Origin of the sequence: Oceanobacillus sojae (genome assembly GCF_007991515.1) — a bacterium.
Lineage (GTDB): Bacteria > Bacillota > Bacilli > Bacillales > Amphibacillaceae > Oceanobacillus > Oceanobacillus sojae.
The window spans coordinates 37,173-51,488 of the sequence record NZ_BJYM01000001.1 but is presented as its reverse complement, the minus strand read 5'-3'; the positions used below and the strand labels follow the sequence as shown (position 1 = coordinate 51,488).

The 14,316-nt window shown below is 34.9% G+C and carries 19 protein-coding genes; 12 read left to right on the top strand and 7 right to left on the bottom strand.

Going from position 1 to position 14,316, the window contains the following annotated elements; all coding sequences use genetic code 11:
• Window positions 1-14 precede the first annotated feature (14 nt).
• From OSO01_RS00305 to cls, 11 genes are all read left to right on the top strand, one after another.
• Window positions 15-506, top strand: a complete 492-nt coding sequence (locus tag OSO01_RS00305) for a dihydrofolate reductase (RefSeq protein ID WP_147207747.1) — start codon at window positions 15-17, stop codon at window positions 504-506.
• 76 nt (window positions 507-582) lie between these two features.
• Entirely contained in the window at window positions 583-783 is a 201-nt protein-coding gene (locus tag OSO01_RS00300) for a twin-arginine translocase TatA/TatE family subunit (protein ID WP_147207746.1), read from the top strand.
• 35 nt (window positions 784-818) lie between these two features.
• Window positions 819-989, top strand: a complete 171-nt coding sequence (locus tag OSO01_RS00295; RefSeq protein ID WP_147208056.1) for a twin-arginine translocase TatA/TatE family subunit — start codon at window positions 819-821, stop codon at window positions 987-989.
• Window positions 990-1,060: 71 nt separating this feature from the next.
• On the top strand, window positions 1,061-1,816 hold the full coding sequence (gene tatC / locus OSO01_RS00290) for a twin-arginine translocase subunit TatC (RefSeq protein ID WP_147207745.1): 756 nt from the start codon (window positions 1,061-1,063) through the stop codon (window positions 1,814-1,816).
• Window positions 1,817-1,828: 12 nt separating this feature from the next.
• A complete protein-coding gene (locus OSO01_RS00285) occupies window positions 1,829-2,053 on the top strand; it encodes a YozE family protein (protein ID WP_147207744.1) in 225 nt (74 codons plus the stop codon).
• 287 nt (window positions 2,054-2,340) lie between these two features.
• Window positions 2,341-2,832 (top strand): VrrA/YqfQ family protein, encoded by a 492-nt coding sequence (gene vrrA / locus OSO01_RS00280; protein ID WP_246144993.1) that lies wholly within the window; start codon window positions 2,341-2,343, stop codon window positions 2,830-2,832.
• A 120-nt stretch (window positions 2,833-2,952) separates the two neighbouring features.
• The gene (gene msrB, locus OSO01_RS00275; RefSeq protein ID WP_147207743.1) at window positions 2,953-3,912 is read left to right on the top strand and encodes a peptide-methionine (R)-S-oxide reductase MsrB; all 960 of its coding nucleotides are present in this window, start codon (window positions 2,953-2,955) and stop codon (window positions 3,910-3,912) included.
• 42 nt (window positions 3,913-3,954) lie between these two features.
• Complete coding sequence (locus OSO01_RS00270) at window positions 3,955-4,158, top strand: DUF6501 family protein (protein ID WP_147207742.1); 204 nt, start codon at window positions 3,955-3,957, stop codon at window positions 4,156-4,158.
• 191 nt (window positions 4,159-4,349) lie between these two features.
• Complete coding sequence (locus OSO01_RS00265; RefSeq protein ID WP_147207741.1) at window positions 4,350-4,589, top strand: 4Fe-4S dicluster domain-containing protein; 240 nt, start codon at window positions 4,350-4,352, stop codon at window positions 4,587-4,589.
• 141 nt (window positions 4,590-4,730) lie between these two features.
• On the top strand, window positions 4,731-6,248 hold the full coding sequence (locus OSO01_RS00260; RefSeq protein ID WP_147207740.1) for an FAD-dependent oxidoreductase: 1,518 nt from the start codon (window positions 4,731-4,733) through the stop codon (window positions 6,246-6,248).
• Window positions 6,249-6,406: 158 nt separating this feature from the next.
• Window positions 6,407-7,870: a cardiolipin synthase gene (gene cls, locus OSO01_RS00255; protein WP_246144991.1), complete on the top strand. Its 1,464-nt coding sequence runs from the start codon at window positions 6,407-6,409 to the stop codon at window positions 7,868-7,870.
• 48 nt (window positions 7,871-7,918) lie between these two features.
• Here the strand turns inward: cls and OSO01_RS00250 are convergent, their stop codons facing one another.
• The 6 genes from OSO01_RS00250 to OSO01_RS24025 form a co-directional block, all read right to left on the bottom strand.
• On the bottom strand, window positions 7,919-8,194 hold the full coding sequence (locus tag OSO01_RS00250) for an acylphosphatase (RefSeq protein ID WP_147207739.1): 276 nt from the start codon (window positions 8,192-8,194) through the stop codon (window positions 7,919-7,921).
• Window positions 8,195-9,074: 880 nt separating this feature from the next.
• Window positions 9,075-10,160, bottom strand: coding sequence for a tyrosine recombinase XerS (xerS, locus tag OSO01_RS00245; RefSeq protein ID WP_147207738.1), 1,086 nt, complete (start codon window positions 10,158-10,160; stop codon window positions 9,075-9,077).
• Window positions 10,161-10,393: 233 nt separating this feature from the next.
• Entirely contained in the window at window positions 10,394-11,152 is a 759-nt protein-coding gene (locus tag OSO01_RS00240) for a methyltransferase domain-containing protein (protein ID WP_222595709.1), read from the bottom strand.
• A 272-nt stretch (window positions 11,153-11,424) separates the two neighbouring features.
• On the bottom strand, window positions 11,425-11,817 hold the full coding sequence (locus OSO01_RS00235) for a hypothetical protein (RefSeq protein ID WP_147207737.1): 393 nt from the start codon (window positions 11,815-11,817) through the stop codon (window positions 11,425-11,427).
• Window positions 11,818-11,997: 180 nt separating this feature from the next.
• Window positions 11,998-12,816 (bottom strand): hypothetical protein, encoded by an 819-nt coding sequence (locus OSO01_RS00230; RefSeq protein ID WP_147207736.1) that lies wholly within the window; start codon window positions 12,814-12,816, stop codon window positions 11,998-12,000.
• A 45-nt stretch (window positions 12,817-12,861) separates the two neighbouring features.
• The gene (locus OSO01_RS24025; RefSeq protein WP_147207735.1) at window positions 12,862-13,053 is read right to left on the bottom strand and encodes a PH domain-containing protein; all 192 of its coding nucleotides are present in this window, start codon (window positions 13,051-13,053) and stop codon (window positions 12,862-12,864) included.
• A 54-nt stretch (window positions 13,054-13,107) separates the two neighbouring features.
• Between OSO01_RS24025 and OSO01_RS00220 the strand changes: the two genes are divergently transcribed.
• Window positions 13,108-13,386 (top strand): hypothetical protein, encoded by a 279-nt coding sequence (locus OSO01_RS00220; protein ID WP_186813507.1) that lies wholly within the window; start codon window positions 13,108-13,110, stop codon window positions 13,384-13,386.
• A 97-nt stretch (window positions 13,387-13,483) separates the two neighbouring features.
• On the opposite strand, the gene OSO01_RS00215 is transcribed toward OSO01_RS00220, so the two are convergent.
• Window positions 13,484-14,302: a pyruvate, water dikinase regulatory protein gene (locus OSO01_RS00215; protein WP_147207733.1), complete on the bottom strand. Its 819-nt coding sequence runs from the start codon at window positions 14,300-14,302 to the stop codon at window positions 13,484-13,486.
• Between the last annotated feature and the right edge of the window lie 14 nt (window positions 14,303-14,316).

Sequence of the window (14,316 nt, the reverse complement as noted above, 5' to 3'; positions counted from 1 at the left end):
AAGGAGGCCAAAGCATGATTTCATTAATATTTGCCGCAAGCAGAAATAATGTTATCGGTTATCAAAACAAGATGCCCTGGCATTTACCGCAGGATTTGAAGTTTTTTAAAGAAAAGACTACTGGAAATACGATTGTAATGGGAAGAAAAACATTAGAATCTATGAATGGACCGTTGCCAAATCGACGTAATGTCGTACTGACCAGGAATAAAGATCTGGAAATTGAAAATGTAGAAATAATTCATGATTTATCTATAGTGGAGTATTGGAATAATGAACATCCCGAAATCGAATATTTCATCATTGGCGGCGGAGCAATTTATAAACAAGCAGTACCAATTGCTGACCGGATGTATATTACAAAAATTGATGAGGAATTCCCTGGTGACACATTTGCTCCAGCATTTGCTGAAGCAGAGTGGGAGCTTACGAAAAAGGAAAAAGGGATAAAGAACGATAAAAACCCTTATGACTATTATTTTCTGCAATATGACCGTAAAAATTAACTTGTCTAATGTTTTCTAAACATGCTATGATATGGGAAGAAAGAAAATGTTCTATACGTAAAGAAGGTGTCAATAGATGTTAGCAAACATAGGCATTCCGGGACTCGTATTAATCGTGATATTAGCTCTTATTATCTTTGGTCCGAATAAGCTTCCGCAAATAGGGAAAGCTGCAGGGCAGTCATTGAAGGAATTTAAAAATTCTACTCGGTCTTTAACACAGGATGTTAAAGATGAATCAGATGAGGTTAAATCCATTATCAAAGAAGAAAAATGAGTTAAATTCATGTACGGAGTTGATGGAAAATGAATATATTTTCAAATATTGGATTTCCCGGATTAATTTTGATAGTCATTGCCGCCTTGATTGTCTTTGGTCCAAACAAGCTTCCCGAAATCGGAAAAGCACTTGGAGAAACATTAAGAGAATTTAAAAATGCAAGCCAGGACATCATGAATGACAAACCTAAAAAGAAACAGTAATTAATTGCAGAGGTGTAGGGAGTATTCCTTGCATCTCTTTTGTGTCATCAGCTTAAGGGGTGGGTTGAACTATGTCAGAATCAGAAGAACATATAAATGGAGAAAAAGAAATGAACTTTGGGGGGCATTTAACAGAGCTTCGGAATCGTTTAATCGTCACTGCGATTGTATTTGTATTGTTTTTTATAGTCGGCTTTCTAAATGTGAAAAGCATCTATACTTTTTTTGTGAATGATATTGATATGCAGCTGACCGTAATCAGCCCGGCTGAAATTGTCTGGATTTATTTTTCAATGGCTGGATTAATTGCATTGGCCGCAACGATACCGATTATCGCCTACCAGCTCTGGGCATTCGTCAGCCCGGCTTTAACACCAAAAGAAAAACGTGTATCATTAGCTTATATACCGGGTTCGTTGATTTTGTTTGTGTTGGGACTTGTTTTTGGATACATTGTATTTATTAAGCTAATTTTCCCTTTTCTGTTATCATTAAATGATGGTATGTTTAATGTCATGTTTACGGTGGAGCGTTATTTTGGATTTTTATTAAAGATAACAACGCCATTTGCCTTTTTGTTTGAGCTTCCAATCCTTACAATGTTTTTGACGAGCCTGGGTATCCTGACGCCAGCATTTATGGTTAAAAACCGAAAGTATGCGTATTTTGTTTTAATTGTTATTGGAGTACTTATTACACCGCCTGATTTTGTTTTGCAAATTGTTGTGGCAATCCCACTGATTATTATTTATGAAATCAGTATTCAGCTGTGTAAAGTTGTTTACAAAAAGAAACAGGCTCAGCATGAAGCATTTATGAATGAGTAGGGGAGGGGAACAATGCATCAATCTTTTTATCAATTCTTATTAACACATCGCGGAAAGTTACAGAAGGATGATTACTCTAAGTTAGCTGATTGGGCTTTTTATGATCATCATTTCCCGCAGTACGCAAACAGTTATGATGAAATCAGCGATTATCTGGAATGGAATAGTCCTTTCCCGGAAGCACTAAAAGCCTTTGATGAGCTTTGGACAGAATACGAATGGAAATATAGCAGCTGAAACTGGCTGCTTTTTTCATAGTTAAATAATAGGCTGTTATCCATTTTATTTATGAATATATTGAGATAAGGAATTAATCAAACGTTTGATTAATTCCTATCTGACAAATATAGAAACTTTTCGACAACCTTTATAAATATCATTGTTTATTTGTTGATTCCTGCGGTTTCCCGGGAAATGATTGTGTGAATACGGGGAAATGTCTACACAGTTGAATAGCGTCCGCATACTCTATAAGAGGATGTTCAAAAAGTGAAATAATATAGATAAATAAGGGGTAGATAGCGATGGTTTTCCCATCTAGAAATCAAATGTCTCGTTCGCCGCGCCCCCCTTTTCGTAACAATCATAATAATTTGAGGGGGATTCCAAGAGAAATAAGAAATTCAAGTGGAGCAGCAGGTGCAAAAGGCGGATCAAGAGGTTTATCAAGTTTATTGTCCGGAGGTGCCAGTCAGGGATTAGCACAATCAGGAGGAATTTCTACACTTTCAAAAACACTTGGAGGGGTACAGCAGGTTCTGGGTGTTGTACAATCAACAGCTCCATTAATTCAGGAGTACGGACCAATGATTAAGAATATCCCTTCTATGTATCGGATGGTAAAAGCTTTTAAAACATTCAATCAGGAGGATAATGAAGCAGCTCCAGAGAATACAACTCCAGTTGAAAGTTCAAAATCAAATATTAAAATAAATCATCAGCAGGCGGAGCCAAAAGATGAAGTATCTGAGGAAATAAAAGCAAGAGGTGTTTCCACGCCAAAGCTGTACGTATAAAATCAAGAAGAGGGCTGTCTCTATTATTAATTATAAAAGCCTTCTGCTTGATTTTTTTTTATAAAAAAGGAAGAATAGGGAGAGAATAAATAACAGAAATAGTGATGGGAGGATATAAGTATGTCACAACAGAAAGAACTTGCCACTTTCGCAGGGGGATGTTTTTGGTGTATGGTAGAACCATTTGATGAACGTCCAGGTGTTATCAGCATCCGTTCCGGCTATACTGGTGGTCATGTTGAAAACCCGACATATAAACAGGTTTGTTCAGATACGACAGGTCATGTTGAAGCTGTTCAAATAGAATTTGATCCGAATATTATGCCATACAAAGAGCTAGTGGAGACCTTTTGGCAGCAAATTGACCCGACAGATGCAGGCGGTCAATTTAACGACCGTGGTGAATCCTATCAGACAGCTATTTTCTATCATGATGAAGAGCAAAAAGAAATAGCAGAGCATTCAAAGGAATTATTGCAGCAAAGTGGAAAATTTAAAAAGGATATTGTAACACCGATACTTCCCGCAAAACCTTTTTATCCAGCAGAAGAAGAGCATCAGGACTATTATAAGAAACGTTCTTTTCATTACAAAATGTATAAAAAAGGCTCTGGTCGAGAAGCATTTATTAAAGAAAATTGGCAAAGCAAACCTTCTGAAAAAGAATTAAAAGAGAAGCTGACACCGCTGCAATACCATGTCACACAAGAAAATGGAACAGAGCGGCCATTTGATAATGAGTATTGGAATAATAAAGAAGAAGGTATTTATGTGGATATCATTTCTGGTAAAGTACTTTTTTCGTCAAAGGATCAATACGATGCCGGCTGTGGATGGCCAAGCTTTACTAAACCGGTTGACCCGAAGCAAGTCACTGATGTTACAGATACATCCCATGGAATGATTCGGACAGAGGTCCGCAGCAAACAATCTGATTCTCATCTTGGTCATGTTTTTGAAGACGGGCCGAAAGAAGCAGGAGGATTACGGTATTGTATGAATTCAGCAGCGATGCGTTTTATTCCAAAGGATAAGATGAAAGAAGAAGGATACGGTAACTATTTATATTTATTCAAGTAGTTAATAATATTATTATGTAAACAAGAAGAGGAGAACAAAAGAATGATTCATAAGAATTGGGAAAACAGAGAGACAGAAAAACAAATTAAATGTGTACATGCTGATGCAAAAAAATTTATTGTTGACCGTAAATTGACTCCGGGGAAGGTTTATGATGTAAAAAATGAAACAGAAGAGTTTTATTTTATCATTGATAACAGTGACCGCATTGGCGGCTTCAGAAAAGATTATTTTGAAGAATGTTAATCAGATAAATTGACAGGAGATAAGTGCTGCTTTAAAAGGATGCCTTATCTCCTTCTTACATATTTCTTCTTTTTTGATAAAATTGAGCTGTATAATGGTGTATGAAAACGAAATCAAGTTTTCATTTATTTTAAAATGCGTTATAATTACTTAATACATGAAAAACATTGATAAAGAGGAGGAGAATCTCGTTGGCTTTTATTATTACTTCACCATGTAAAACAGAAAAAGCAGGAGAATGCGTAGAGGTATGCCCTGTTGATTGTATAGAAGAGGGAGAAGATATGTTCTATATCGATCCTGATATTTGCATCGATTGCGGTGCTTGTGAGGCAGTTTGTCCAGTAGAGGCAATATATATGGAAGACGAAGTGCCGGATAAGGAAAATGAATATATTTCATTGAATCGGCTGTTTTTTGAAAACCGTTAATTATACTATACAAAGACTGCTTACTGAATATAGAAGCAGTCTTTTTCTATGCTCTCATTTTAATTGCTTTCAATTCTTTTGAGTAACTGTAACTGAAAAGGAGATACTAAAGGAAACAAGCAAATGTGAGGTGCAATAAATATGAGTTCAAAATCAATTTGGCAGGTGGATACCGCCTTTAAAGAATTTCCTAAGCTTCAGGAAACGAAGCAAACTGAAGTCTGCATTGTTGGAGCTGGGTTAACAGGAATTACCGCTGCCTATTTACTTTCTAAAAAAGGAATGAAGGTTATTTTATTAGAGGCTGATCAAGTACTTAGCGGTGTTACTGGGCACACCACTGCAAAAGTAACCGCCCAGCATGGGATGATTTATGCAGAGCTAATCGAAACAATTGGTAAGGAAAAAGCAAAACAATATTATCAGGCCATGCAGGAGGCCATGCATTTTATTAAAAATGAAATCACAGAGAACCGGATCGATTGTAATTATGAAGAACAGGACGCTTTTCTATATACAAATGACGATGCTTATTTATCACAATTAGAAAAAGAAGCAGAAGCATATAAAGCTCTGGATATTCCAGGAGAACTCATTACAGAGATGCCTCTGCAAATTCCATCTAAACAAGCATTAAAAATGAAGGGACAGGCTCAATTTCACCCTTTAAAATATTTACAGTTTATGCTGGAGGAAGCTGTAAAAAATGGAACTGAGGTTTATGAGCAGACTGTTGCTATGACGCTGGAATATAATAGACGAAGTACTGTCATTACAAAGGATGAACATCGTGTTACCTGTGATTATCTGATTGCAGCTACTCAATTTCCTTATATTGATCATCAGGGTCTCTATTTTGCCAAAATGTACGCAGAGCAATCTTATATTGTATCAGGCAAATGGACAGGAGACTATCCGGGTGGAATGTATATCAACGTGGAAAATCCAACCCGTTCCATCCGGACTGCCAAGTTAAATAATAAAGACACCTATCTCCTTGTCGGCGGTGAAAATCATCGTTCAGGAGTAAGCTTGGACGAAAAATTATGTTATGAGAATTTAAAGGAATTTGCTAAAGAGCAGTTTGATATTGACGATATTTCTTATCAATGGTCTGCGCAGGATTTTACCACCTTGGATAAAATGCCGTATATTGGGCCAATAACCAAAGGGGACCCTTCGATATTTGTTGCGACAGGTTATAGAAAATGGGGAATGACAAATGGAACAATAGCCGCAAAAATCATCGCAGATACCATCACTGAAAATAACGAAAATCCATATAAAGAATTATTTTCTCCGGCACGCTTCTCCTCCAAACCGATGTTAAAGAACTTATTCAGTTTTAACATGGAGGTTGCGACAGAACTTATAAAAGGAAAATTGGATTTTCCTGCCTCCAGGGATATAGATGAATTAGAAGTGGGAGAGGCGGCAATTACAACTGTTAAAGGCGGACGGGTTGGTGTTTATAAAGATAAGGAAGATAAACTGCATGTTCTTGATACAACGTGCACTCATCTTGGCTGTGAAGTAAACTGGAACAGTGCGGACAGAACATGGGACTGCCCTTGTCACGGGTCCCGTTACCATTATGACGGAGAAGTCATGGCAGGACCGGCGAAGGAACCCTTGAGAAAAGTATCCCTTGATGATTGATAAATAAAAGGAGCACTGGTGCTTTTGGGCTAAAGTGTTCCTTTTATTTATTTTATCGGCAGCAATAATTGACTTAACTTTTTATTACATATAGTGTACTATGTATAAATCAAATAAATTATAAAATTTATCGATTTAGAAAAAGAAGGTGTTTTATATTGGAGACAGAGATAGCAAATATTATCACAACAATTGCTTCCATTACAATTTTTATTAATTTACTATTGGCACTTGGCGTATTGTTTTTTGAAAAACGTGATCCAGGATATACTTGGGCATGGCTATTGGTTTTATTTTTCCTGCCTATTGTCGGATTCTTAATTTATATCTTTTTAGGACGAAGTTTAAAACAGAATAATTTCTATGGGTTAACAAAGGAAGAACAAAAACTGCTTAAAGAAGAAGTTGATACACAATTAAAGATAATAGATGAAGAGAAACGAACTGATATACCATGGTTAACACAATATGAGGAGCTCATCACAATGAATTTGCGTTCCTCCCATGCCAGATTATCCGAGGATAATGAAATGGTCATATTTAGTGATGGCCATAAGAAATTTGATGCACTGTTAGAAGATATTGCCGCTGCAAAACAAGAGATTAATATACAATATTACATTATTCAGCCTGACAATCTTGGAAGAAGACTTAGAGATGCCCTGATAACAAAAGCAAAAGAGGGCGTAAAGGTCCGTGTCTTATATGATGAAGTCGGATCAAAAAAATTGCCATCCAGATTCTTTAATGATTTAAAAGAGGCAGGCGGGCAGGTACGAGTTTTCTTTCCATCTTTTTTAAAGCTGATTAACTTCCGGATTAATAACCGGAATCACAGAAAGCTGGTCATTATTGATGGCGCACTTGCTTATATTGGCGGCTTCAATGTAGGTGATGAATATCTTGGAGAGGATAAAAAATTCGGCTATTGGCGCGATACACATTTTAAAATATACGGAAATGCAGTTAATGATATTCAAGTCAGATTTATTATGGACTGGCATCAGGCTGGAAAAGACAAACAACATGATGATTATAAAGAGTTTTGCTTTCATATGAAAAAACACCATGGAACAAGTCCTGTACAAGTTGTCTCCAGCGGCCCAAACTCAGAAACAGAGCATTTAAAGAATATGTATATTAAAATGATACTCTCCGCCAAGGAAAGCGTCTGTATCCAAACACCATACTTTATACCAGATACGAGCTTTATGGATGCTTGTAAAATGGCACTTTTATCCGGAGTAGATATACGAATTATGATTCCGTGCAAGCCGGATCATCCATTCGTATATTGGGCAACTTGGGCATACGCAGGGGATTTACTGGACTATGGCGCAAAAATATTACTCTATGATAACGGCTTTCTGCATGCCAAAACAATTGTAGTAGATAAAAAAATTGCATGTGTTGGAACTATGAACATTGATTCCCGAAGCTTTCGATTAAATTTTGAAGTAAGTGCAGCAACGTATGATGAAAATGTTTCCGAGGAATTATATCGTATATTTGAAGAGGATTGCAAGCTGTGCTCTGAATTAACACCTGAGCGCTACAGCAAACGCTCTTTATGGATAAAATTTAAAGAGGGTATTTCCCGTTTATTATCACCAATCCTGTAAAAATAGACCTGATACAGTTTATGCTATACTGTATCAGGTCTATTTATTTTAATATTTTACATCAAAAGAGGAATACTCAGGATCTCCGGAAAGCTTATTGACATCCATCTCACTTACTTTTGCAAAGCGGGTGGGCCCTTTTTTTATTTCTTCAAGAAAACGGTTAATATTGTTATCTTCTCCATATGCCTCTAAAGAAACAGCGCCGTCATCTTCATTTTTTACCCATCCGGTAATGTTATGACTCATCGCAGCATGCTGTGTGAAGTAGCGGAAGCCGACACCTTGTACACGTCCCTGGACTCTGACAGATACATATTTCATAGATAATCACCTCTTAATAGATATGATAGCATAATTTATTTATCAAATTACAATAAAGTGATGTAATATTCCGGATGAATATTCCGAAAATTATAAAATGTTAAATAAAGGAAGCTTTATTTAATGAGATTAATAATAAGGAATATTAAAATAGGGGAGATAGATGATTTTTCATCTGTTTTGATAGAAGCAGTAGAATGGTTGAAGTAAACTGGTAAAGAAATGTGGTATATTAAAGACCTGTTATATTTAAATAAGGTTGCTGTCTGCAGGAAATTTGCTAAATCAGGAGTTATTGCTGATATGATAAATTTGGCCAAGCAGCAAGTTAGATTGCAAATGAAGAAATACTTCAGACGGGCACTGTGCAGCTGTTAGGGCAAATTTATGTAATTTTTACGAGAGTCAGAGGTTTAAACGAATCGGCAAACATTGGCGGATTTATATGGTATTGATAACAGGTGAGTTAAATTGAACATAAAAGGAATTAGAGATTCTAATAACGTAAAAACTTTAGTATTATCTCAATATCCAGAGTATACTTTAATGTGGGACAGTTTATTTTGCAATTTCCCATAATAAATATTATGTAAAGTAGGAAAATTTTAAAAGAAAAGAGGTTGCTCATTACAACCTTTCAATCAACAAAGTATATGCTTTGCTCTATTACATCATTTATAATGATATTTCACTTTTTGCTAATAAATTTTTCAATTCAATTTCGATTAAATTCATCCGTAATTCCTGGATTTCTAGGCATTATTTTATCTCCTTTCATTTGTATTCCTTATCTTCAATAACGCAAACATTTGTTCGTGTGATCAAGTAGAAATCCAGGTGGATTTAAAACTTTAAAGCGAATTATACAGCACTAGGATACTCATTCATCAGTTTTTGGCATATCCATCTTGTCTACAGCATTTTTTAAATCATCATTATTAATATGTGTGTAAATCATCGTCGTTTGTATCGATGAGTGTCCGAGCTGGCGTCTTAATTTCGGTACATCGTTAATCTCACTATGATATCTGGTTGCAAAGGAGTGTCTTAATTTATGAACGGATAATGACGGTTTTCCGAAAGCTTTTGCATATTTTTCGATTAATTTTTCAATAGAACGTGCGGTTAATCGTCTCGGCGTTCCTTTTGGCCCCATTGCAGCAGCGATGAATAAAGCTTTATTTGCTTTCTCGACATGATAGCGTTCCGACCTGATTTGCAAATACTCGTCCAAATCATCCATCGCTTGCTTACTGAAATAAACATATTGTTCTTTGTTTCCTTTGCGAATAACACGTGCAGTATATTTGCTGTGATCAATATCATCTAAATCCAGATTCACAACCTCTGAAAGCCGTAATCCGGAACCTAAAATAAGCGAGACAATTGCTGTGTCACGTTCACGGTTTAGAAGGTGGAAGTTTACGAGTTTTTTATTATCTTTATAAAGCTCGCCATAGTCATAGGCAATAAATTGGCGAAATCGTTCATATTCATCACCCATTAAGATTTTTCCTTCCATTTTGTTTGCAGTTGTTTCCATACTTTCTTTTATATCGTTGAATTCAAGCTTTGCCATGACATTACGCCTTAAATACGGTTGTAAATCACGTGTTTCGGCAATATTCTGCAGGTAATTGAAAAGCGATTTTAAAGCTGATAATTTACGGTTAATCGTAAGTTCTTTATTATGTAACTCGTATTTAAGAAAAGCCAAAAATCGCTCAGCTTCCTGAACAGTTAGTGATTCAAGTAACTCAAGCGGTAAATCTTTCAGTTCGCCAGAATAATAATTTTCAGTAACGAGCCAATTGAAAAAGATTTTATAATCATGCGCATAATTCAGCAACGAAGCTGCCGTTAATTTTCTTTCTTTGTAATTAATAAATTCCTCAACATACCAAGGAAGTTCTTTAAGTAAAGTTTGAAGTTTGTTATATAGTTGCTGCTTTGAATGGTTTGTCATTAGATCACCTCATAGATTAATTTTACAAGACTTTAATTAAAATTACAATTTATTACGTCAAATTTATATTTTACGTAATAATATATTTAGATATTATTTCTTTCATATCACTTCTATCTTCTTTTGCTAAATGACTATAAAGTCTAAACCGCCTGCCCCCTTTTATTGTTTTCAAAATGAGATAAACCCGTCTTGAATATTTTTTCAAAACGGGTTTCTTATTTTATAAAAATTTATTTATTATAAGCAACTATTATAAATCGATGCTCATAGTTTAAAATATAACCATTCAACGTTAATTCTTTATAGGCATCCAACAGCTGTTCAAAGTTATCCTTTACATTAAATGCCGGAAATTCCCACTCAATAACTTTTGCATAGTAAATTAAGCCTTTCATATTAAAAAACTTTTGGTAAGGAAAATATTCATCAGCAAACACTATCTCAAAACCACTGTCATTTAGTTCATGCTGGATATTTCTCAAATTTAAGTTTCTATATTTTGGTTGAAAGTCTGGAATAAGCATATTTGATAAACGGTTTCCATTTTCTCCGCCAACCTGTTGAGTAATAAATACACCGTTTGGTTTTAATACTCTTTTTACTTCGTTAACATTAAATGATTCATGTTTATTCAATATAATATCAAAACTATTATCATCATAATCAATGATGTCATCGTCAGCGATCGGAGCCAGATTTATCCCTAAAGGAACTAATTTTCTTTTTAAAAGCTCAATATTAGGCTGCCAGCCTTCTGTTACGGATGTTTTTTCATAAGGATGATTTAGAGACAGAAGAAATTCCCCGCCTCCTGTACCCATATCGAGTAATTCTAAATCTGGAGATAAATATTTGTTTACTGTTCCAGTATAATTCCATGGGAGAGCTTCATTTTCCCAATCGTCCTTTATATAAGAGAAATCCCACCCTTCAAATTTTACTTCTTCATACTTTATCCATTCGTTTTTTAACGTATTTATATTCATCATAACTAACCCTCCACTTTTTAATTTATTATGTGGACGATACAGTTAACTGATAGATGCTTCGGTTAAGCTCGATACAGGCTCCATCAGATTTATTAACTGTATCGAGTAATTAATTCGTTTCATATTAATGAGTCCCTCCTTCTAGTATTCTCCGTTAAAATAATTGTAATTATAAATTTTTCTGATTAATTTAAATATATCAAACTTTTTATTATATTATCAAGCTTAATTGTTAACTTCTTGAAAAAAGCGTGTTTATTTGAAACATACCGCTATTTTTCCTCAGTAACTGGTAATTCTTTTGTTACTCCATAATGATTTCCTGCTTCCATATCAATAAATTGACCGGTCGTCCCATTGAAGTTTTTTTCTTCAATATAGTAACCAAGCTCTTGGACAACCTTGTCATCATTTGAAAATAACAATCGATAATCAGCACCTGGAATATCTATATTAGCGGTTGATGAGGAATTTGCAGATTCCAGTTCTTCTATTAAATCATTTATCAGAGCTTCATCTGTAACAGTACTAACTAATTCGTCATTATCCCAGTTCTGTATTTCAATGGATGTTATATTTTCATTATTAAAAAGTTCATTTTGCTGGCGGCAAGCAACTAAAGAAATCATGGCTATATAAATAAAAAGAATGATTCTTTTACGCATTATTTCATGCCTCCTATTTTCTTCAAAATATCCCCTCTGAATTATTTATTTGGTTTCAGAACTATTCCCTAGTTAGGTAAAATAAAACAATATCACACCTGCACTTTGCAGCATAACGGATAAGTATTTACAAGATAAAAAGAACCATCCCTTTTTCAAAGATAATGGTTCTTATAACTATTATTTGATTTTTCCTTGATATTCCTGTATTTTTTCCGTTACTTCTTGAAAATCTTCTCTTAATAGAAGTGTTTCTTGTTTTATTAACTTCTTCAATTCTCTTTCTTCCTCGTGTTCAAAATACCATTGTGCTTGATGAAAGCTATTGAATAGAAATTCGGATGCCATTAATAAATCATTAAATTGTTTTTCTATTTCTTCGTCATTTGGAACCAAATTTAATCGTAGATATTGCGTTCTTCCATGGATGCTATCATATAAGGATTCAATAGATTCTTTATCTATTTTATTAGGGTTTCCACTCTGATACAGCTCTATTAGCTCGGAGGACTTTTTAAGCGTATCTTCTATGTGTTCATTGATAAGCTGCCAAAATTGATCTTCTACTGGTTCTCGATCTGCATTGTTCAGGTGTTCTGATTCTGTACTCTCCGTTTTCTCATTAATTTTCATAGCGGGAACAACAAATGCTTTCAGAATAGGGGACTCATTTGAATATATTTTGCACAATCCTTCTTTGCAAGATTTAACCTGAACTTCATTTTCCTGTATCAGATCTAAATCGACATTATTTATAATACCTCTAGCTGTATTTTCCGCTATGATATCATCCAATTTATCTTGATTGTCCTTTAAGTAGTATTTCATCCATTCTTGAGCATCTATTTCTGTTAAGAATAATTCTGTTGTAACTTCCTCCAGGTGGTAATAATATCCTTCTTTCAAAGATGTTTCTTCAGATTCTACCTCTTTATCATCTTGAAAAAATGAACAACCTCCCAATATCAATAAAGAAATTAAAATGATCATTTTTTTCAATAAAAGCAGCTCCTTCGTACATTAGTTCTGTAACAGCTTGAAATATCATACTCCTAACGTCCAAAGACATGCATGCAATAAACCTCTTGCCTTGAAGAGAGTAGGTGATAACCAGCTATAATTTGACTTGTTTTTTTTTATTTTAGTTATATTTTCATATCTAATCCTAACAGAAAATGGTCCACCTCGTATATATAAATATTTAGGGGAAAGGACATAATTTAAATGAAAAAGCACCCAATGAGGCCTTCATACTGATTGGTCCAATGATGGTGATGGATTAATGGCAATATGCCTTCCCGAACAGCTATGAACTTCCAAAGCGGATCTTTGCATATTGTTCAGCTTAGTAACTATCAGATATTAACGATGAATATACAGATTATAAAATCAATTGTTGACTGGACTGCAAGAAAATTTCATATCGCGGGTCCTTTTGCATTGGCAATTACGAATCGATTATTAGAATTGGGATGGATAAGGCATGGAAAAGTGCATCGCTCTATTAAAGTAACAGAACTTGGGCATACGGAAGTAACTAAAGAATTTGGCTTTGATCTATTGTCATGATAATATTTTTAAAATCATCTTGCTACGTTTAATTTTTTCAGTCTCCCATAAAAAATCTCTCCATTGTATAAATACATATACAACAGAGAGTATGCTATTATCCCATTATTCTATTTTTATAATGCTCTTCAATCAAATAAGCTGTTTCTTCAATCGATTTATCAGTTACATCAATTGTATACACACCAAATCGTTTAAAAACCTGTTGCGAGTATTCGAGTTCATTATAGATTTTTTCTAAATCAGTATAGCTGGTTGAATGGCTTAAGCCCAAGGAATCTAAACGGTTACTTCTAATTCTTGATAAACTGTCCGGCTGGCAAACTAACCCCACCAACTTCTGCGGCTCTACATTTTCCAAAACTTGCGGTAATGGAACCTCGGGAATCAGCGGTAAATTAGAAACTTTGTATCCTTTATTTGCTAAATACATACTTAAAGGCGTCTTTGAAGTTCGTGATACGCCTAACAAGACGAGATCCGAGTCTACAAACCCCTGCGGATTCTTACCATCATCATATTTCACTGCAAATTCAATAGCTGCTATACGGTTAAAGTATTCCGTATCTAATTTATGAACAGTTCCAGGTTCTTCGATTGGCTCCGAGCCGGTTCTTGCTTGAATCATTTCAAAAAATGGATGCATCAGATCTAAATACAACAGACCGGTGCGCTTGCTGAAATTTCGGGCGGTTTCTGCCAGCTGACGATTAACTAAGGTACTTATTACGATCGCTTTATCCTTTAAAGCATCACCCAAAATTTCCAGTAACTCCTCTTCCCTGTTTACTAAAGGAAAGCGGTAGCTTTTATTAAAATTCAAATCTGGATATTGTGCACTGACGGCTGTTAGCAGTTTTTGTGATGTTTCTCCTAATGAATCAGAAATGGAGTAGACGATGATTTCATTTTTCATAATAAATTGATATC

Bases quoted from the DNA above. Each gene is read 5' to 3' on its own strand.
- OSO01_RS00270 (WP_147207742.1), top strand. From the start codon at position 3,955: ATGATTCATAAGAATTGGGAAAACAGAGAGACAGAAAAACAAATTAAA.
- OSO01_RS00260 (WP_147207740.1), top strand. From the start codon at position 4,731: ATGAGTTCAAAATCAATTTGGCAGGTGGATACCGCCTTTAAAGAATTT.
- tatC (WP_147207745.1), top strand. From the start codon at position 1,061: ATGTCAGAATCAGAAGAACATATAAATGGAGAAAAAGAAATGAACTTT.
- OSO01_RS00305 (WP_147207747.1), top strand. From the start codon at position 15: ATGATTTCATTAATATTTGCCGCAAGCAGAAATAATGTTATCGGTTAT.
- OSO01_RS00215 (WP_147207733.1), bottom strand. From the start codon at position 14,302: ATGAAAAATGAAATCATCGTCTACTCCATTTCTGATTCATTAGGAGAA.
- OSO01_RS00220 (WP_186813507.1), top strand. From the start codon at position 13,108: ATGCCTTCCCGAACAGCTATGAACTTCCAAAGCGGATCTTTGCATATT.
- OSO01_RS00300 (WP_147207746.1), top strand. From the start codon at position 583: ATGTTAGCAAACATAGGCATTCCGGGACTCGTATTAATCGTGATATTA.
- vrrA (WP_246144993.1), top strand. From the start codon at position 2,341: ATGGTTTTCCCATCTAGAAATCAAATGTCTCGTTCGCCGCGCCCCCCT.
- OSO01_RS00250 (WP_147207739.1), bottom strand. From the start codon at position 8,194: ATGAAATATGTATCTGTCAGAGTCCAGGGACGTGTACAAGGTGTCGGC.
- xerS (WP_147207738.1), bottom strand. From the start codon at position 10,160: ATGACAAACCATTCAAAGCAGCAACTATATAACAAACTTCAAACTTTA.
- OSO01_RS00235 (WP_147207737.1), bottom strand. From the start codon at position 11,817: ATGCGTAAAAGAATCATTCTTTTTATTTATATAGCCATGATTTCTTTA.
- OSO01_RS00240 (WP_222595709.1), bottom strand. From the start codon at position 11,152: ATGATGAATATAAATACGTTAAAAAACGAATGGATAAAGTATGAAGAA.
- msrB (WP_147207743.1), top strand. From the start codon at position 2,953: ATGTCACAACAGAAAGAACTTGCCACTTTCGCAGGGGGATGTTTTTGG.
- OSO01_RS00285 (WP_147207744.1), top strand. From the start codon at position 1,829: ATGCATCAATCTTTTTATCAATTCTTATTAACACATCGCGGAAAGTTA.